This is a genomic window from Brevundimonas sp. FV1ye29L (assembly GCF_058681095.1).
In genome coordinates this window covers 1,118,035-1,136,236 of record NZ_CM178730.1, presented here as the reverse complement: position 1 = coordinate 1,136,236, position 18,202 = coordinate 1,118,035, and the positions used below count along the sequence as shown (strand labels likewise).

Here is an 18,202-nt window from a genome sequence, read left to right as displayed (position 1 = left end):
CGGGAGAGCTGCATATGGACCAGGTCGCCCCGGGCAGGTTTGACAGGGTGAACGCTATCGTGCGGCGCCCGACGAACGGGCGGCGGTCGCCAGACAGGCGGAGCAGGCAGCGGAAAGCCGCTGCTTGTCCGCATCATTGAGAAACCGGGCCTGCCCCTCGGCGTCGGCGATCCGGGCGTGCCGACGAAGCGCCTCCAGCCGCTCCGGAACGGTCTCGACCCCGGCCACCTCGGTCAGGACCTTCACCATGTGGATCAGGACCGAGGGCGAACCGCCCGCGCTCTCACGGATCATCCCGAACATCACGTTGGTCAGGTCCGGGTAGGCGAGTGGCGGAACCCGCACCCGGACCACCCCGTCTCTTTCGTGCGCGCCGTCGTCAAGAGACCGGCGCGACAGGCTGGTCAGCGCGGCTCCAAGGCGATCCAGCACACTGATGGCCGTGCGGGGATCGTTGACCCCCGGCGAGAGGGCGCGCACCGCCACCTCCACCAGCTGGGCGACGGGAAAGGTGAGGTCGCCGGGCGATCCGCCCTGCCGGCTGAGCGCGATGCCGTTGCGGATCGCGTCTTCGGCGCCTTCGACGGGTCTGGAAATGCGGGCGATCGGCGTGTGCGGGAAGACGAACTCGCCTGGCCGTCTCAGAAGGCGGATGACGCAGTCATTGTCTGCGGCCCATTCGCCGAGTGAGTCGGTGTCGATCTGCTGCAGATAGCCGTCGGCCGCGATCGAGACCTCGCGGCCCTGCCGCCAGTTGATCGCGTCCGGCCGGGCTGGCGGATCCTGATCGAGGGTCAGTCGCGCCATGCCCTTCAGGACGTCGTCGTGGACGAGGTCGATAACGGTGTCGACGTTGATGCGGCTGGCGACGTGGTGAATGAAGTAGATCAGCAGGGCGATGCACGCGCCGGCAAGGAGCAGACCGACCGTCACGCCCAGCGAAGGAACAAACGGTGAGCTCTCCCCTCCCCGAACGGAGCGAAGGACGATCAGGGCATAGCCGAACGTGCCGAGGAAGACGCCCAGGGTCACCTGATTGCCCCGATCACGCATGAAGTTGCGCAGCAGGCGCGGCCCCATCTGGCTGGAGGCCAGGGTCAGGGCGGCGATCGTGATGGAGAACAGCGTGCCGGCCACGCCGATCGTCGAAGAGGCGATCGCGCCGAGGAGGGTCCGGGCTCCGGTGTCTCCGCCGCCATAGACCCATCCTTCAGGAATCCAGGACGGCAGGGCGTCCATCGCCTGGACATCGACGGCCAGGACCGCGAGGCCGCACAACAACAGGACGATGACCGCCGGCAGCGTCCAGAAAGCGTCGGTAAGCTCCAGGACCATCTTGCGAAGGTGCGCCTTCATCTCATGCTCCGGACTTCCGCGGAATGGATGCCTATCGCTGAGGCAGGGCCCAGGCGATCACATGGTCGCCGACGGGCGTCTCCATGAAGTGGTGTCCGCCCGCCATCAGGACGAGATACTGCCGCCCGTCCTGCTCATAGACCATCGGACCGGCCTGACCCCCGGCCGGAAGGACGTCGGACCACACCGTCTCTCCGGTCTCGATATCGATGGCCCGGATCAGGTCATCCGTTGTGGCGGCGATGAAGATCAGTCCGCCGGCGGTAACCACCGAACCTCCGTTGTTGGGCGTGCCGATGTCGAGCGGGAGCATTGACGGAATGCCGAACGGACCATTCTTACGGGCGGTGCCCAGAGGCCGGTCCCAGACCGTCTGGCCGCTGCGGATGTCGATGGCGCGGATGCCGCCGTAGGGGGGCTGTTTGCACAGCATGCCGGTCGACCCCATCCGCCAGCCGGCGTTGACGTCGATGGCATAGGGGACGCCGACCTGTGGATCGCCGGCGCCCTCTGCCCCGCCTTTCCGGGCTCGCGGATCGCCGTGCGGAAGCCAACCTTTCTCATTGGCCTCAGCGCGCGGAACCAGCCGGTTATAGTTGGGCATGTCGTTGTAGTTGGCGATGATCCAGCCGCGTTGGGGGTCAACCGCCACCCCGCCCCAGTCGGAGCCGCCATTGTAGCCCGGATACTGGATCCAGCGCCGGTCGCTGGTCGGCGGCGTATAGATGCCGTCATAGGCGGCCTGGCGGAAGCCGATGCGGCAGATCATCTGGTCGATCGGCGACATGCCCCACATGTCGCGCTCGGTCAGGTCGCGTTTGGCCAGGGTGTGGAAGCGCGAGAACGGCTGGGTCGCGGTGCGCTCCTGCGGCTCGACGCCGCCCCGGGGGGCCGGGCGCTCCTCGACAGGCGTCAGGGGCCGACCGGTGCGACGGTCCAGAATATAGAGGTCGCCCTGTTTGCTGGGCAGGACAAGAGCCGGGATCACCCCCGCCGCCGTCGGATAGTCGATCAGGGTCGCCTGGGAGCCGAGGTCATAGTCCCAGACGTCCTTGCGCACGGTCTGGAACGACCAGGCCGGACGCCCGGTATTCACGTCCAGCGCCACCAGGGCCGTGGCGAAGCGGTTCTCGGCCTCCGACCGGTCGCCGCTGTAGTAGTCGGCGGCGGAGTTGCCCATCGGCAGATAGACCAGGCCCAGCTGTTCATCGCCCGAGGCGGTCGTCCACATATTGGGGGTGCCGCGCGTGTACTGGTCGCCCGCAGCGGGACGGCCGGTCAGGTCGGGACGGGTCATGTCCCAGGCCCAGCGCAGTTCGCCGGTGACGGCGTCGAAGCCCTGGATCACGCCCGACGGGGCGGACCTGTACTGGCCGTCCAGCACCTGGTGGCCGGTGACGATCACGCCCTGGACGATGGTCGGGGCCGAGGTGATCGACACCATGCCGGGGATGACGTCGCCCATGCCCGCCTTGATGTCGACCGCGCCATTGGTTCCGAAGCCGGCGCAGGGCCGGCCGGTCCGGGCGTCGACGGCGATCAGCCGGCCGTCCAGAGTGCCCTCGATGATGCGGGTGGCGCATGCGGCGCCCGCGGCGGGCGACGCCGGCACGGCCGGCGACGGGGCGCCGGGCGTTCCCGCCGACGCGGACGCCTCCACGTCGTACCAGGCCACGCCGCGGCAGGCGGCGGTGTAGGGTATCCAGTCATCCGAGACCTGGGGATCATGGCGCCAGCGCTGTTTGCCGGTGCGGGCGTCGAGGGCAATCAGGATGTTACGCGCCGAACAGAGGTAGATGGTGTCTCCGACCTTCAGGGGCGTCGTCTCCGCCCCCCATTTTTCGTCCGGCGTGTCGCCGGTGCGGAAGGTCCAGGCGCGCTCCAGCTGGCCGACATTCGCGCGGTTGATCTGGGTCAGTGGCGAAAAGCGTCGCGAGGCCTCCGTGCCGCCATAGGCCGGCCAGTCCGCCCCGGCGGCGCGGAGCGAGGGATCGGACATGGCGGAGAGCCCCGACGCCTGGACGTCGGCGGGCTGCATGGGCCGGTTGGCCCGGGCGACCACCACACCAAAGACCAGGGCGCCGACGACCAGAACGGTCGCCCCTCCCATAGCCAGTCGCCCTCCACGACGCGTGTCCAGCCTGGGAAGCGCGGCGATCACGAAGACCAGAAGGACGCCGGGAGCGACCACGCGAGGGACCAGCGCCCAGCCGTTCAGGCCGACTTCCCACAACGCCCACAGCACGGTCAGAATGAAAACGCCGACATAGATCCAGGCGCCCAGCAGCCTGAGGCGCCACAGCATGACGGCCGAGGCGATCAGGCCCGCCCCGGCCAGCAGGTAGTAGAAGGACCCGCCCAGCGACGCCAGCCAGGCCCCGCCGACCGTCAGGGCCACCCCGATCAGGGCCAACACGCCCGCAAGGACGCGCACCGCCATCGCGCTCCATGCGCCCTTCCCGTCGAATCGAGTCATTCGCCACTCCTGTCCCGGCCCGGTGCCCCAGACAGGAACCTGCGGTTCCGTCGGGAGGTTCCACATTTCGCCACAGGCGCCCGGGGGCATGTCGTCGCATGCCTGTGGCGCAGGTGGTGAAGTCGCCCCTCCGGAACGGCCAGACGGCCGGTCGCAGGCGCGTTGCCGCCGTCGTCAGCGACGATCGGGGATCACTCGGCAGGACGCCCTGCGTGGTCAGGGCTCAGAGGCAATAGGTCGTGGTCATCGCCGGAAGCAGGCTCCAGACGGCGGCGACCAGTCCAATCCAACCCGTCGCGCGGCTCAACGACTGTACAAACGGCGAAGACGCGCCAAACCGCTCGCTATGGAGGCCCCATACCAGAACCAGTTGAACGAGGACCGCCAGCCCGTAGGCGGACACCATCAGGGCTCGCGGAAGCGACAAACCCCCGAAGATCGCGCCATCGATCCCGTGCCCGCAAATGAGCCCGTGCAAACCATAGACCGCGCTGAAACTGGCCAGCCAGACAAGCGGCGCGATGAGGATGCGGACGATGTCCCTCACGTCAGCATCCCGGGGAGGTGGGCAAGGACGAGAGTCAGGACCGAGCTTGCGGCGAGATAGTCGATCCAGAGGGTGACGACCGGAAACTCCGCCAGGCGTCGCGGCGAGGTAAAGCCCTTCACGCGCCGGGCCGCCAGGAAGGCCACCATCATGCCGGCCAGACCGGCGTGGAACAGAACATAGCCGCCGAGCACCAGCAGAGTGGCGCCGTAGGCGTGATCGGCGGGCGTGGGCGCCCGCAGCACAACCCCAAGCGCCGCGACGGATACAAACAGCGCCCCCACAAAGGCGAGACCCAGGCCCACGCCGACCGCCCCGCCCCGCGCGTTGGCCCTGGCGGCCCACCGGATAGACGCTGCGCCCAGACCGGCTCCGGTGACGCCGAGGATCAGCTCAGGCAGCGACGCGCCGAACCATGCGGATGGCGGCCAGGCCGGAGCCACCGTCCAGAGGAAGGCGAAGCCGAACAGCAGCGAGCCGAAGAAGGTGGCGTCGGCCGTCAGCAGGAAGACCGAGCCCCACCAGCTGGGTGATCGTTCGACCTGGGTGGCGTGAGGCAGCATCAGTCCCCGGCCAATCGCGCGTAGCGGCAGATCCGAGGTGCGGCCGAGCGACCATGCCCAGCGCCACGCCAGTATCGCCACCCCGACCACCGCGAGTGGAACGGTCCAGTAGAACTTCAGCAGAAGCGAGACGAAAAACACGCCCGTGACCGCCGCCATCAGGATCGGCAGCCGGCTGTTCGTCGGATAGATGACGTGGAAATCCGGCGTTCCGCTCGCGGTCTCGACCGTAAGCGCCTCGCGCCAGTCGTCCCGGGGCTCGGAAAGATAGCCCTCCCCCCGGGCCAGGCGGATCGCCAGGTCGGGATCGTCGGCGAGCGGCTGACGGCTGTCGACATGGGGCAGGCTGGCGAAATTATACGCCGGCGGCGGCGTCATCATCGCCCACTCCAGGGTCCCGGCCTGCCACGGGTCGCGACGGCTGCGGCGCGCGGTAAAGGCGTGCAGGACCAGGTCGACGATCACCATGGCGATGCCGATGGCCAGCACGAAACTGCCGATCGAGGAGATCAGGTTGACGGTCGTCCAGCCGTCCTCCGGCAGATAGGTCGAGATCCGCCGCCGCTGGCCCAGCAGACCGACCCAGTGCATGGCCAGGAAGGTGACGTGGAAGCCGAGGAAGACCAGGGCGAAGGCCAGCTCGCCCAGTCGGAAGAACCGCCTGCGCCCACTGACGTGCGGCATCCAGTAGTAGAGGCCGGCCAGGATCGGAAAGACGAAGCCGCCGAACAGGACGTAGTGCAGATGGGCCGTGACGAAGGCCGTGTCATGCGCCTGCCAGTCGAACGGCACCATCGCGACCATGACCCCGGTCAGCCCGCCAATCACGAAGGTGAAGAAGAAGCCGAGCAGATGAAGCATCGGCATGCGCAGGCTGGGCCGGCCCTTCCACATGGTGCCGATCCAGGCGAACAGCTGGACCCCCGTCGGCACCGCCACCAGGGTCGAGGCCGCCGAGAAGAAGGCCAGACCCATGTGCGGAATGCCCGTGGTGAACATGTGGTGGACCCACAGGCCGAACGACAGGAAGGCCAGCCCCGTGGCCGAGGCGACGATCCAGCCATAGCCGAGGAGGGTCGTCCGACACATGACCGGCAGGATGGTCGAGATGACCCCCGCCGCCGGCAGGAAGATGATGTAGACCTCCGGGTGGCCGAACAGCCAGAAAAGGTGCTGCCACAACAGGCTGTCGCCGCCGAACTCGGCCTGGAAGAAGGGCAGTCCGAAGGCCCGTTCCAGCTCCAGCAGGATTGACCCCAGGATCAGCGGCGGAAAGCCGGTCAGGATCATCAGGGCGGTGACCAGGGCGTACCAGGCGAAGATCGGCATCTTGTCCAGCGACATGCCGGGGGCGCGGTATTTGAGGATCGAGACGGTGATCTCGACCGCCGCCGCGATGGCCGAGATTTCAACGAAGGTGATGCCGATCAGCCAGAAGTCGGTGTTGATCCCGGGCGAATGGATGGCGCTGGTCAGGGGCGGATACATGAACCAGCCGCCGTCCGGCGCGATGCCCAGCACCATCGACGCCAGCAGCATCGTCCCGCCGAAGACATAGCACCAGAAGCCGTAGGCCGAGAGCCGTGGGAAGGCGAGGTCGCGGGCGCCCAGCATTTTCGGAAGCAGATACATCGCCAGCCCCTCAAACGTGGGGATCGCGAACAGGAACATCATGATGGTCCCGTGCATGGTGAAGATCTGGTTGTAGATCTCCGGCCCGGCGAAGGCCGATTGGGGCGTGGCCAACTGGGCCCGGATCAGCATGGCGAGGACGCCGCCGATCAGGAAAAAGAAGAAGGATACCGCCAGGAACATGCGGCCCAGGTCGGTGTGGTTGACGGTCGAGAACAGGCCGCGAGCACCGGGCTCGGACGACCAGATTTCGGTCAGGCGGCGATGGCGCTGGAGCGTGTTCATGGCGTGCCGCTTCGGACGAAGCGCTCCCAGGAGGCGGGGTCGTGGGCGACCACGGTGAAGGCGAAATCGTCGTAGCCAACGCCGCTGAACTCGGCGCTGCGGCCGGCATAGGTCCCCGGCGCGTCAGCCTCGATACGCAGGACGTTCACATGGCCTGGAATGGCGTCGATCTTGCCGGCCAGGCGCGGCGCCCAGAAGCTGTGGATCACGTCGGTCGAGGTGATGGCGACATCGACCGGACGCCGGGCGGGAATATGAAGGACGTTCTCGGTCCTCAACCCGGGCCGGTCGCCGTAACCGAAGGTCCAGGACGACCGACGGGCTTCGGCAGTGACGCTGACGACATCGGGCCCTTGACGCGGAAGAAGCCGTTCACCGACGACGAGACCATAGGCCAGGAGCGAGAGCAGCACGACCGTCGGGAAGACGATGCCGAGTTTGATGATCCATAGCCGCGTCTGATGGGTCTCATCGCCTCTATCCGGGCGGGCGCGGACAAAGGCGAGCGCGACGAGCGCCATGACAAGGAGGAAGATGGCGCCCGCGCCGGCCAGCATCACCCACCACAACTGTGCGATGGCGCGCGAGGCCGGACCCGCTGGATCCACCGTCGACAAGGGCCCTTCGCAACCCGCCAGCATCAGCGTCGTTGTCAACACAAGCACCAGAAACCGCGAGGATGCGCCGTGACCGAAGACATCGAGGCCGAAGCCGACGCTTTGATCGACCCGATCGCCGCTGCTCCCGGCTTCTCTGTCACAGAGTCGCGTGTCGCGGTGTTCGGTCATCCGATCCACGCGATGAGCGTGGCCTTTCCCGTCGCACTCACCTTCTGCACCTTCGGGGCCGACGCCCTGTACTGGTGGACGGGCGACGGCTTCTGGGCCCGCGTCGCGCTTTGGTCCGCCGGCACGGGCTTTCTGTTCGGTATGCTGGCCGGCTTCTCCGGCACGGCGGAGTTGCTGATGGTGTCCGGTATCCGCGCGCGGGCGCCGGCCTGGACCCACTTCATTATCGCCGTGACCCTGCTGGCGCTGCTCGGGGCCAACTGGGGACATCGACTGTCCGGGTATGAGGAGGCGGTTCTGCCCTATGGCATCCTGTTGTCGGCGCTGTGTGTCGGGGTGGTGGCGGTAACGGGCTGGCATGGCGGCAAACTCGTCTTCGACTATCGACTGGGTGTGTCGAACAGGAGCTGACCGCTCCGAGGCTCAGTCAGCCACTCCGGGAAGGCGACCCGGTCCAGAACCGGCTTGGCCAGCACCAGCGTCAGGATGACCAGCATGGGCGCCAGCGCCAGGCCGATGGGCAGCCAGGCCGGGGGCGGCCTGTGCTCGCCGGGTTCCTCGCCGATCCCGGCGACGATATGCCCGATCCACGCATGGGTCATAACGAGCATCGCGACGAACGCCAGCTTGGCGAACAGCCAGGGCACGTGAACATCGCGTAGAAAGATCAGCCACGTTCCCGCGACTACGGTGGTCACGGCGGCGGGGGTCACGCACATCGTATAGGTCAGGTGTGAGGCCGTCCTGATCGTCCGGTAGTCCAGGACCGAGATGTTCGGGTCATGGCGCGTCAACATCAACGGCAGGGCCAGAAGCCCGCCGCACCAGATCACCAGACCGATGATATGCGCCGCCTTGAAAAGGGGGACGGCGGGCGCCAGCCAGTCAATCATGCGCCGACCGCCCTGAGCCGACTCCACCCCCGGCGCGCGATCCAGACGACCGCGATCGCATAGGGTACGCCCGCCGGCACCCACATGATTACGCCGCCCAGCGCCTGGTCCTGCAACGGGGTCAGCCCCCAGGCCAGGGGCGCGAAAGCATGAGCGGCGTACAGCGGTGCGGGCGCGAAAGTGAGCAGCGCGCCCAGCATCCCCATCTGGGCGAACGCCGCCACGACGAAGCCGATCCGGTCCACAGGAGAACGGTCGTCAGCCAGAACAGCCCTCCAGAACAGGAGGGCGGCGCCCAGCAGGGACAGCTGCATCACCCAGTAGAGCGCCACGTTCGCCAGGGCTGCGTCATAGGCCGCAGGCAGGTGCCAGATCCAAAGCACGGCCGTAGACGCCGCAAACGGCGCCGCAATACCCCTGGAGGCGCGGGCGGGGAGCGCCACCGCGAGCAGGGGAGCCGCCACGGCGACAAGCAGGACATGATGGACGACCCGCGCGGAGAACAGGGCGGATGACAGGGCGCACAGGGGGGACACGAAGGCGAGAGCCAGAACCCCGACCGCGACGAGGCCCGCCCTGCGCTTCCGCAACGCCACGGCCATGACGATCAGTGCGATCCAGACCGCGGGATCAGGATTGATACTGCTCACCAGCGTGGCCGGCGTTGGCGGCGGTCCGCAATAGGCAATGGGTATGGCCACGCCTACCGCCCCGGATCGGGAGCTGCCGGTACTGACGCCTCGCGCACGGCGCGCGGCCGCCCGGACGCCGAAGCCCGGAGGTTGGCTATGCTGACACTCACAAGTCCCTCCTGGTTCACCGGCCGCCAGAGAGGGCAACCATCAGCTTGACCATTGGTTCAGCGCGTTTCGCGATTTTATCCCGGGCGGGTCGGCGGTTCTGCTGCGCCTCGCCCTGCGCATAGCTTCGCCTGGCCGACGGTCGACCATCCTGGCGACTGCAGCGTCGAGCTTTCAACCCGGGCCGCGGCGGAGGGCTCGTCCCCGACGAGGGGGCATCCGCCAGCCGGCCAAAGTGGGGCCGTAGACGGCGGAGGCAACCTTGGCCGGAGCACCACGCTATAGGCCGATGGCCAGAACCAACATGAACCCGCGCGTCTTCCGGGGCGCAAGCCTGATCGTGGGCGCATTGCCGGCTGCGGTGGTCGTCGCACCGGGCGAACCCGAGCCCGGCGGAGTCGGTCGATGCTGAGCGGGGCGCACGGCTTCATTGAACCATTCGCCGTCGTTCTGGAGCTCCTTGGCGCCGGCATCATCATTGGCGGCGTGGCGCTTTCGACCTGCCTGTTCATTCTGAACGGCGCCCGGGATCGGGACTGGCGCAGCGCCTACAGGAACTACAGGGCCAACCTGGGGCGCGGCATTCTGCTCGGTCTGGAACTTCTCGTCGGGGCGGACATCATCAGCACGATAACGGCGCCGCTGACGCTGCAGACCGTCGGGCTGCTCGGTCTCGTGATTCTGATCCGCACATTCCTCAGCTTCTCGCTCGAGACGGAGATCGAGGGGTGCTGGCCGTGGCGTCGCGCCGACCGACGGGAAGAGAGTGGACCCGCACGACGTTAGCCCGGGATGTGGCGAGCTCACGCGCGGGTCTTTGCCGCCGTTCCGGTCCGGTTCCAGCAGAGCCACATCCGCACGGGCCCGGTGAAAATCCCACCGCCCCCTATCGCGGCGCCGGCGCCGTTGCCCGGCTGGACCACCGCTTGACCAGCGCGCCGATGGTCCCGCCCTGCGCAAGGACGGAGAAGAGCACGACGACATAGGTCGCCGCGAGGAGGACGTCCTTCATCGGGCCTGACGGAAGGGACAGGGCGAGGGCGATGGAAATCCCGCCGCGTAGGCCGCCCCAGGTCATGACCGGAAACGCCAGCCTGAAGGGCAGGAGATTGCGCCAGAACAACAGCGGCGTCCCTACCGAGACGGCGCGCGCGATCAGCACCAGAGGGATGGTCAGAACGCCGAGCCCCAGAAGCCCCAGACGATCCGCCAGCACCACCGCCTCGAGACCGATCAGCAGGAACAGGACGGCGTTCAGAACCTCGTCGACCAAGGCCCAGAACTTCAACAGGTAGTCCTTGGTATTGGCGCTCATGGCGTAGCTGACCCCGTGGTTGCCGACGATCAGGCCGGCGACAGCCATGGCGACCGGCCCGCTGATATGGAGCGCAGAGGCCAGGGCATAGCCGCCCATGACCGTGGCCAGGGTGATCATTACCTCGACCGAATAGTCGTCGATGGCCTTCATGGCGCGATAGGCGATCCATCCGATCACCCCTCCCAGTAGCGCGCCGCCCAACGCCTCGACGAGGAACAGCTCTCCCGCATGGACGAGGGAAAAGGCTTCGCCGCCCACGGCGCTGGCGAGGAGGATCGAGAACACGACCACGCCCACGCCGTCGTTGAACAGGCTCTCGCCGGCGATCGTCGCCTGCAGAGTCGGCGGCACGCTGGAGGTTTTCAGCACGCCCATCACCGCAACAGGGTCGGTCGGGCTGACGATGGCGCCGAAGACGAAGCACCAGATCAGCGGGACCTCTATCCCGATCAGCCGGCTGAGCGCCCACAGCCCTGCGCCGACGATCAGGGTCGAGACGACCACCCCGATGGTGCTGAGGATGGCGATCTGCCAACGCCCCTTTCGCAGGTGCTCGATATCGACATGGAGGGCGCCGGCGAAGAGCAGGAAGGACAGCATCCCGTTCATCAGGGTCTCGTGGAAGTCGATGTCTTCCAGAAGCCTGCTGACGGTCCCGGACACTTGGCTGGCCGGCAGAACTGCGTCGGTGGCGATCACGGCCAGTGACGCAACCGCCCCCATGAGGGTCATGGCGACCGTACCGGGCAGCTTGAAAAAGCGATGGTTGAACCAGCCGAGCGTTGCGCTGAGCACAATGAGAATCGCTGCGGCCTGGAAAGGCGAAAGCTCGACGTCGCTTATCATGCGTCACAGGTCCCCGAGACTCAGACGCTCATCGTAGAGACTTTTCCAGCATCACACACCTGATCAGCAGGCCGGCCGATACGTCCGGTGAGCGCCTGTGCCAAGGGCCCGGACGTCAGCCCTCCGGCCTCGGAGTGCAGACGGCGTCGTCCCAGTCGCACCGAAGGCGTCGAGGACGGACCGGTGCGGGGCAGGCGCCGGGACAGAGCCTCGTTCAACAGCCCGTTGCGCCGTGTGTCGACGGGATACGCTCCTGGCCACCGGCGTGACGGGAGCGGAGGAGAGTCCGCACCGGCGTTCAACGGGTTATGATGGTGATGTCGCCGTTCCGCTCCAGAGACAGGGTCTTGACCTCATCAAGGCCCTGATGGCCTTCGGCGCGCAGCGCCATTCTCAGGTCGCCCTCCCCGATGCCGGCGCGCCGCATGCGGTCCCGATTGATGACGCCGTCCTCCACGAGGACCACCGACCGGCCTTTGGTCAGAGCGCTGATCCACGACCATCTCGCCGACACCCTGGCCAGGACGCCATGCAGGGCGACCAGGACGACCGTGGCTGCGAGGGTGGGGACGAACGGCGCGCTGCCAGTCATCGCCCGGCCGAGGTTGGACCCGACCACCACGGCGAAGATGATGTCCAGCGCGCTCCATTTGCCGAACGCCCGCGTGGCGGCGAAGCGGACGATGATCACGCCAAGCAGGAAGATCAGGACCGCCCGCAGCGCCATCTGACCGGCGCTGATGTCCTGGCCCTGCGTCCCGATCAGGCTGTGAAGCGTCTCCATCAGCTGGACCGAAGGATGCCCGTCAGCGACCCGTCTGTTTCAAGAATGACCGCCTCCGCCTCACTGAGCCTCCTGCCACCGGCCTGGCGCACGGCGGCTTCCAGCTCGTCTTCGGTGATCCGTTCCCGCTTCATCGCCGCGACAAGCGGCTCGCCGTTGCGCAGCAGAAGGGTCGGTTCGGCCGTCACGGCTCTGTGGAACCCCTGCCAGCGGACGGAGGTCGCCGTGACCAGAAACTGCAGACCCACGAGCAGGGCGAGCGCGGCGATCCCCTCCACGAGGGAGAGAGATCGAGTGGTCACGATCGAAGCCAGGGTCGAACCGATTGCGATGGTGACGATGAAGTCGAAGGCATTGAGTTTGGACAGGGTTCGCTTGCCCGATAGACGCAGGATGATCACCAGCGCCCCATAGGCTGCGGGAGCGACCAGCAGCATCCGCACTACCCCCTGCCAGCCACTGAAGATGAAGTCCGGCACGGCTTTCTCCTTCACACGCCAACGGCTTCGCGGCGGAGACGTTGCCCGGGAGGCTTCGCGAACGTCAGCCCGGCCGCCGCGTTCGAAGGCGCCCGGCTGCGAGTACGCGCGAAACAGGCTGAACAGAGCCCGACCCGCGCTGCGGCTCGACCCGGCAAGGGCCGCGCTCCGCCGGGGACCATCGGCTTCAGGTCCCCGATGCCCTCGCTCCGGCAAGGTCGATCAAGGGCTGGTGGGTGAAGCCGCGCAGCCCCCCGACCGCATGGGCGTCCCGACCGATTTCGACATCGCTCCCGGCGTAGGCCACCAGCAGACGGGCGACATCGACGAGTGCGCTCTGGTGGATCCGCTCATAGCCGTGGCTGGCGTCGATGCCGAAGGCGACCAGGGCCGTGCGGATATCGGCTCCGCTTTCCAGCGCCGAGGCGGAATCCGAACGGTAGTAGCGGAACACGTCCTTCTGGTGCGGAATGCCGTGATCGCGCGCCAGCTGAACCAGCTTGCGCGACAGGTGCCAGTCGAACGGGCCGGTCTGGTCGGCCATGGCGATGGTGACGCCGAACTCCGACGAATTCTGCCCCGGGGCGGTCGTGCCGTTGTCGACCGTGACCATGGCCGCGACGTCGGGGATCAGCACCGACGAGGCGCCCAGGCCGACTTCCTCGGCGATGGTGAACAGCCACCAGGTGTCGACCGTCGGCGTCCGCCCCTCGCGGATCATGCATTCCAGGGCGGCCAGCAGCGTCGCCACCCCCGCCTTGTCGTCCAGATGGCGCGAAACGATGAAGCCGGAATCCATGAACTCGGGTTGGGGGTCGATGGCCACGATGTCGCCGACGTCCACGCCAAGCGCCAGGGTGTCGTCACGCCCGTGGGTGACGGCGTCGATGCGCAACTCCACCTGACGCCAGCTGACCGGCTGGGTGTCCACCTCTTCGTTGAAGGTGTGGCCCGAGGCCTTCAGCGGCAGGATGGTGCCGCGCAGCACACCCCCTTCGGAGAAGATCGTGGCCCGGGCCCCCTCGGCGAACCGGGACGACCAGTGGCCGATGGCCACCAGTTCCAGCCGGCCGTTGTCCTTCACCTGTTTGACCTGGGCCCCCAGGGTGTCGACATGGGCGACGATGGCGCGCGCAGGCTTGGCATCCCTCCCGGGGAGGCGGGCGCGGATGGCGCCCCGCCGGGTCAACTCGTATTCGACCCCAAGTCGGCCCAGTTCGCGGCACAGCATCCAGACCGCCTCGTCGGTATAGCCGGTCGGGCTGGGGGTGTTCAGCAGGTCGGCCAGACGGGCCTTCAGATAGTCGAGGTCGATCTCGGGGGGGGCCAAGCGGTCTCCTTCAGGCATCGGATCTTTGCACCGCACGCACGGAGGCGGGGGCGGACAGGGGGAACAGCAGGTCGACGAACCGCTCGGCCGTCGGCTGGGGTTCGTGGTTGGCGAGGCCCGGGCGTTCATTGGCCTCGATGAAGGCGTAGTCGGGCGCGCGCGGCGACCTCACCATCAGGTCGATGCCGGTCACCGGGATGTCGATGGCGCGGGCCGCGGCGATCGCGGCCCGGATCAAGGCGGGGTGAACCTCGTCTGTCACGTCATGGATAGTGCCGCCGAGGTGCAGGTTGGCGGCCTTGCGGACCATGACCTCCACCCCTTCGGGTGCGACCCCGTCCAGACCAAACCCCGCCTCCGCCAGGGTGCGTTCGGTCTCGGCGTCGACGGGAATGGTCGATTCCCCGCCGGTGGCGGCGGCCCGACGGCGGCTCTGGTGCTCGATCAGGGCGCGCAGGGTGGACCGTCCATCGCCGACCACGCGCGGCGGGCGACGCAGGGCGCAGGCCACGACCTTGTAGTCGATCACCACCAGGCGCAGGTCCTCGCCCTGCACCTGCTCCTCGATCAGCACCTCGGAACAGATCCGGCGCGCCCGCATCAGCGCCCCCTGCACCTCGGTCATGGTCTTCAGGCCGACCGCGACGCCCTGCCCCTGCTCGCCGCGCGCCGGCTTGACCACCAGGGCCCCGAACCGCTCCAGGGCCTCGTCGATGGCGGACGGGTCGCCGGGGTCGATCCGCTCGGGCACGCGCACCCCGGCCGCCTCGACGATGCGCCGGGTCATCCGCTTGTCGTCGCAGATGCTCAGCGCCACCGCCGAGGTCAGTTCCGACAGGCTCTCGCGGCACCGCACCGTCCGCCCGCCCCAGTTCAGGCGGAACAGCCCGCCCTCGGCGTCGACGATCTCGGTGTGGATGCCCCGCCGCCGCGCCTCGTTGACGATGATCCGGGCATAGGGGTTCAGGTCGTGATCGTCCGTCGGTCCGACGAACAGCGCCTCGTTGATCGGATTCTTGCGCTTGACCCCGAAGAAGGACACGCGGCGAAATCCCAGCTTCTCATACAGGGCGATGGCCTGGTCGTTGTCGTGCATGACCGACAGGTCCATGTGCGCCAGGCCCTGGGTCTTGAAATGCTCGGCTAGGCGCCGGACCAGCGCCTCCCCGACGCCCGGCTGGGTCGCCTGGGGATCGACGGCCAGACACCACAACGACGAACCGCATTCGGGATCGTCGAAGGCGCGGGCGTGATTGACCCCGGTCACCGTGCCGATCACCGCCCCGGTCGTCGTATCCTCGGCGACGAAATAGGTCAGGGTCCGGTCGTCCCGGTGCGACCAGAAGAAGTCCGGCGGGACCGGCACCATCTTGCGCTTGGCGTAGATGTCGTTGACCGCCTGGGCGTCCATTTCCGACGTCATGCGGCGGACGGTGAACCCCCGCGGCTGACGAGGGCTGGCGCGATAGGTGGCCAGTTCCAGCCGATAGGTGTGCGACGGGTCCAGGAACAGTTCCTGCGGCGCCTGGGCCAGCAGGACGTGGGGATTGCGGACATAGAAGGCGATGTCGCGCCGATCCGGTCCCTCGGCGCGCAAGGCCTCGACCAGGGGTTCCGCCGAGGCGAAGGTCTGGGCGAACAGCAGACGGCCCCAGCCGCAGTCCAGCACGGCATCCGGCGTCGGCCCCTCGCCCGCCTGCACCGGCGGCTTCAGTCCCTCGTGCCGCAGCCGCTTCAGGCGGTGGGCCTTGGGGCGCGTCGGGCGAGTGTCAGACCCCATGCTGTTGCATCCACATCTCGAGCACGGCGACTTGCCATAGCTCGGATCCACGCAGCGGCGTGATATGTTCGGTCGGATTGGCGAACAGGGTGTCCAGATAGCCCCTGTCGAACAGGCCGCGATCGCGCGCCGCCGAATTGGTCAGGGCTTCGCGCACCATCTCCAGATACGGGCCCTGGATGTATTTCAGCGCGGGGACGGGGAAATACCCCTTCTTACGGTCGATCACCTCGGACGGGATTACCAGACGCGCCGCCTCCTTCAGCACCCCCTTCCCGCCCTGGGCCAGCTTGTGCTCCGGCGGGATCCGGCCGGCCAGCTCGACCAGTTCGTGGTCGAGGAAGGGCACGCGCGCCTCCAGACCCCAGGCCATGGTCATGTTGTCGACCCGCTTCACCGGGTCGTCGACCAGCATCACCTGGCTGTCCAGACGCAGCGCCTGGTCCACCGGCGTCGCCGCCCGCCCTTGCGCGAAATGGGCCTCGACCAGGGCGCGGCTGACGTCGGTGTCGGCCATGTATGCGCCGTTCAACTGGGTCTTCAGCGTCGCATGGCTGCGGTCGAAGAAGGCCTTGGCGTAGGTCTCGACCGGGTCGGTCGCCTCCAGCATCGGCGGGTACCAGTGATAGCCGGCGAACACCTCGTCCGCCCCCTGGCCCGACTGCACCACCTTGATATGTTTCGAGACTTCCTGGCTCAGCAGATAGAAGCCGACATTGTCGTAAGACACCATCGGCTCCGACATGGCCCCGATGGTCCCCGGCAGGGCCTCCATCAGCCGCTGGTGCGGCACGAAGATCTGATGGTGTTTGGTCCCATAGTGTCTGGCGATCAGGTCGGAATAGACAAACTCGTCGCCCTTCTCGCCATTGGCCTCTTCGAAGCCGACGGAGAAGGTCATCAGATCCTTCTGCCCCAGTTCGGCCAGCAGGCCGACGATCAGGCTGGAATCCACCCCGCCCGACAGCAGCACGCCCACCGGCACGTCCGCGACCATGCGGCGCTTCACCGCCTCGCGCAGACTGTCCAGCACCCGGTCGCGCCAGTCCTCGGCCGTCAGGTCGGCGTCCTCGGCATGGCGGGTCATGTCCGGCTGCCAGTACAGCCGGTCCTTGGCCGTCCCGTCCGCCTCGATCACCCGGATGGTCGCCGGCGGAAACTTCTTCACGCCCTTCAGGATGGTGTGCGGCGGCGGCACCACGGCGTGGAAGGTCATGTAGTGGTGCAGGCCGACCGGATCGATGGTCTTGTCCACGTCGCCCGCCGCCAGCAGAGCCGGCAGGGTCGAGGCGAACCTCAGCCGTTTGCCCTGTTCGGCCAGATACAGCGGCTTGATGCCGAACCTGTCGCGGGCGATCACGGTGCGGCCCGTGTCCCGCTCATGCAGGACGAAGGCGAACATGCCCTTGAACCGGTCGACGCAGGCCTCGCCCCAGGCCTTCCAGGCCTTGATGATGACCTCGGTGTCGCCGTGCGAGAAGAAGCGGAAGCCCAGCCCCTGAAGTTCTTCCCGCAATTCCGGGTAGTTATAGATGCAGCCGTTGAAGGCCAGGGTCACGCCCAGGTCGGCGTCGACCATCGGCTGCTGCGCCGCCTCGGACAGGTCAATGATCTTCAGCCGGCGGTGCCCCAGCCCCACCGGGCCGCGCATCACTATGCCGGACCCGTCCGGTCCACGGGGCGAGAGCGCATCCGTCATGCGTTGGACAGCGCCGGCGTCGGCCGGCCGTCCATCGAAATTGATCTCGCCGCTCAGACCGCACATGGGTCCTCCTTGAATTGTGGAAGCAGCGTGTAAAAATGCCTGGGGCGCGAAAGAGTTCAACCCGATGACGGACCTCTGTCCCGACCCATGAAGCAGAAACCAAGGGTCGGCGAAGCGACATCCTGAAACCGGTCGCACTGATATCGGCTTCATCGCCCTTCGGATCGGAACGGCCCCTGATCAACTTCGGGTGCTATTCGATGGCCATCGTCAGGCCTGGCCGGTTTGCGTGATGGCGCAGTCCCGGGGCTGTTGACCAGCGGTTGCTCCGCCTGGCGCGGTCGCCCCGAGAGCCTGCGGTCTGTCGCCAACCGCGTGCTGGCCGAGGACCTCCGGCCGATCCAGCCAGAGAGAACGGCTGCTTCCGCTGACCGCGTGTCCGCGCCACCCTGAACAGGCGGGGCCGTGGGGTCGGTCAAGCTGGTCTGGAGCAGCCGGCCCGTCGACCATTTTCGCTGTCCCGGCCTCCATCCAGTCACACAGGCGTCCGGAACCTGCGGTCAGAACAATCATGGCGTCACCTGCTATTGCGAACCGTTAGCAGGTTTGCGCATCAGGGC

General features: G+C 67.4%; 15 protein-coding genes. 2 read left to right on the top strand and 13 right to left on the bottom strand.

Annotated features, from left to right (window positions below; genetic code table 11):
* Nucleotides 1–54 precede the first annotated feature (54 nt).
* The 5 genes from ACW17W_RS05645 to ACW17W_RS05625 form a co-directional block, all read right to left on the bottom strand.
* Nucleotides 55–1,356: a DUF2254 domain-containing protein gene (locus ACW17W_RS05645; protein ID WP_492079763.1), complete on the bottom strand. Its 1,302-nt coding sequence runs from the start codon at nt 1,354–1,356 to the stop codon at nt 55–57.
* Nucleotides 1,357–1,387: 31 nt separating this feature from the next.
* Nucleotides 1,388–3,832 (bottom strand): membrane-bound PQQ-dependent dehydrogenase, glucose/quinate/shikimate family, encoded by a 2,445-nt coding sequence (locus ACW17W_RS05640; protein ID WP_492079762.1) that lies wholly within the window; start codon nt 3,830–3,832, stop codon nt 1,388–1,390.
* A 223-nt stretch (nt 3,833–4,055) separates the two neighbouring features.
* A complete protein-coding gene (locus tag ACW17W_RS05635; RefSeq protein WP_492079761.1) occupies nt 4,056–4,379 on the bottom strand; it encodes a hypothetical protein in 324 nt (107 codons plus the stop codon).
* Nucleotides 4,376–6,859, bottom strand: coding sequence for a cytochrome c oxidase subunit I (ctaD, locus tag ACW17W_RS05630; RefSeq protein ID WP_492079760.1), 2,484 nt, complete (start codon nt 6,857–6,859; stop codon nt 4,376–4,378). The genes ACW17W_RS05635 and ctaD overlap by 4 nt, the downstream gene beginning before the upstream one ends.
* On the bottom strand, nt 6,856–7,518 hold the full coding sequence (locus ACW17W_RS05625) for a cytochrome c oxidase subunit II (RefSeq protein ID WP_492080266.1): 663 nt from the start codon (nt 7,516–7,518) through the stop codon (nt 6,856–6,858). Before ACW17W_RS05625 ends, ctaD begins: the two co-directional genes overlap by 4 nt.
* Nucleotides 7,519–7,545: 27 nt before the next feature.
* On the opposite strand from ACW17W_RS05625, the gene ACW17W_RS05620 reads away from it, so the two are divergent.
* On the top strand, nt 7,546–8,058 hold the full coding sequence (locus tag ACW17W_RS05620; RefSeq protein WP_492079759.1) for a DUF2231 domain-containing protein: 513 nt from the start codon (nt 7,546–7,548) through the stop codon (nt 8,056–8,058).
* Here the strand turns inward: ACW17W_RS05620 and ACW17W_RS05615 are convergent.
* Both ACW17W_RS05615 and ACW17W_RS05610 read right to left on the bottom strand, forming a co-directional pair.
* The gene (locus ACW17W_RS05615) at nt 8,028–8,540 is read right to left on the bottom strand and encodes a CopD family protein (protein ID WP_492079758.1); all 513 of its coding nucleotides are present in this window, start codon (nt 8,538–8,540) and stop codon (nt 8,028–8,030) included. The two genes, ACW17W_RS05620 and ACW17W_RS05615, sit on opposite strands and share 31 nt — an antisense overlap.
* Entirely contained in the window at nt 8,537–9,190 is a 654-nt protein-coding gene (locus ACW17W_RS05610) for a cytochrome c oxidase assembly protein (RefSeq protein WP_492079757.1), read from the bottom strand. The genes ACW17W_RS05615 and ACW17W_RS05610 overlap by 4 nt, the downstream gene beginning before the upstream one ends.
* Before the next feature lie 555 nt (nt 9,191–9,745).
* On the opposite strand from ACW17W_RS05610, the gene ACW17W_RS05605 reads away from it, so the two are divergent.
* Nucleotides 9,746–10,126, top strand: coding sequence for a DUF1622 domain-containing protein (locus ACW17W_RS05605; RefSeq protein WP_492079756.1), 381 nt, complete (start codon nt 9,746–9,748; stop codon nt 10,124–10,126).
* A gap of 100 nt (nt 10,127–10,226) precedes the next feature.
* Here ACW17W_RS05605 and ACW17W_RS05600 read toward each other — a convergent pair whose 3' ends face one another.
* The 6 genes from ACW17W_RS05600 to ACW17W_RS05575 form a co-directional block, all read right to left on the bottom strand.
* Nucleotides 10,227–11,504 carry a cation:proton antiporter gene (locus ACW17W_RS05600; protein ID WP_492079755.1) on the bottom strand — a complete coding sequence of 426 codons (1,278 nt, stop codon included), beginning with the start codon at nt 11,502–11,504 and terminating at the stop codon, nt 10,227–10,229.
* 298 nt (nt 11,505–11,802) lie between these two features.
* Entirely contained in the window at nt 11,803–12,288 is a 486-nt protein-coding gene (locus ACW17W_RS05595) for a DUF421 domain-containing protein (RefSeq protein ID WP_492079754.1), read from the bottom strand.
* Entirely contained in the window at nt 12,288–12,767 is a 480-nt protein-coding gene (locus ACW17W_RS05590; RefSeq protein WP_492079753.1) for a DUF421 domain-containing protein, read from the bottom strand. The genes ACW17W_RS05595 and ACW17W_RS05590 overlap by 1 nt, the downstream gene beginning before the upstream one ends.
* Nucleotides 12,768–12,954: 187 nt before the next feature.
* Nucleotides 12,955–14,097 carry an osmoprotectant NAGGN system M42 family peptidase gene (locus tag ACW17W_RS05585; RefSeq protein ID WP_492079752.1) on the bottom strand — a complete coding sequence of 381 codons (1,143 nt, stop codon included), beginning with the start codon at nt 14,095–14,097 and terminating at the stop codon, nt 12,955–12,957.
* 10 nt (nt 14,098–14,107) lie between these two features.
* Nucleotides 14,108–15,877, bottom strand: coding sequence for an N-acetylglutaminylglutamine synthetase (ngg, locus tag ACW17W_RS05580; protein ID WP_492079751.1), 1,770 nt, complete (start codon nt 15,875–15,877; stop codon nt 14,108–14,110).
* Complete coding sequence (locus ACW17W_RS05575; RefSeq protein WP_492079750.1) at nt 15,867–17,642, bottom strand: N-acetylglutaminylglutamine amidotransferase; 1,776 nt, start codon at nt 17,640–17,642, stop codon at nt 15,867–15,869. The genes ngg and ACW17W_RS05575 overlap by 11 nt, the downstream gene beginning before the upstream one ends.
* Nucleotides 17,643–18,202 lie beyond the last annotated feature (560 nt).

What these genes read in the sequence shown, in the direction of transcription:
- ACW17W_RS05645 (WP_492079763.1), bottom strand. Translation starts at nt 1,356, where the DNA reads ATGAAGGCGCACCTTCGCAAGATGGTCCTGGAGCTTACCGACGCTTTC.
- ACW17W_RS05640 (WP_492079762.1), bottom strand. Translation starts at nt 3,832, where the DNA reads ATGACTCGATTCGACGGGAAGGGCGCATGGAGCGCGATGGCGGTGCGC.
- ctaD (WP_492079760.1), bottom strand. Translation starts at nt 6,859, where the DNA reads ATGAACACGCTCCAGCGCCATCGCCGCCTGACCGAAATCTGGTCGTCC.
- ACW17W_RS05615 (WP_492079758.1), bottom strand. Translation starts at nt 8,540, where the DNA reads ATGATTGACTGGCTGGCGCCCGCCGTCCCCCTTTTCAAGGCGGCGCAT.
- ACW17W_RS05605 (WP_492079756.1), top strand. Translation starts at nt 9,746, where the DNA reads ATGCTGAGCGGGGCGCACGGCTTCATTGAACCATTCGCCGTCGTTCTG.
- ACW17W_RS05600 (WP_492079755.1), bottom strand. Translation starts at nt 11,504, where the DNA reads ATGATAAGCGACGTCGAGCTTTCGCCTTTCCAGGCCGCAGCGATTCTC.
- ACW17W_RS05595 (WP_492079754.1), bottom strand. Translation starts at nt 12,288, where the DNA reads ATGGAGACGCTTCACAGCCTGATCGGGACGCAGGGCCAGGACATCAGC.
- ngg (WP_492079751.1), bottom strand. Translation starts at nt 15,877, where the DNA reads ATGGGGTCTGACACTCGCCCGACGCGCCCCAAGGCCCACCGCCTGAAG.
- ACW17W_RS05575 (WP_492079750.1), bottom strand. Translation starts at nt 17,642, where the DNA reads ATGTGCGGTCTGAGCGGCGAGATCAATTTCGATGGACGGCCGGCCGAC.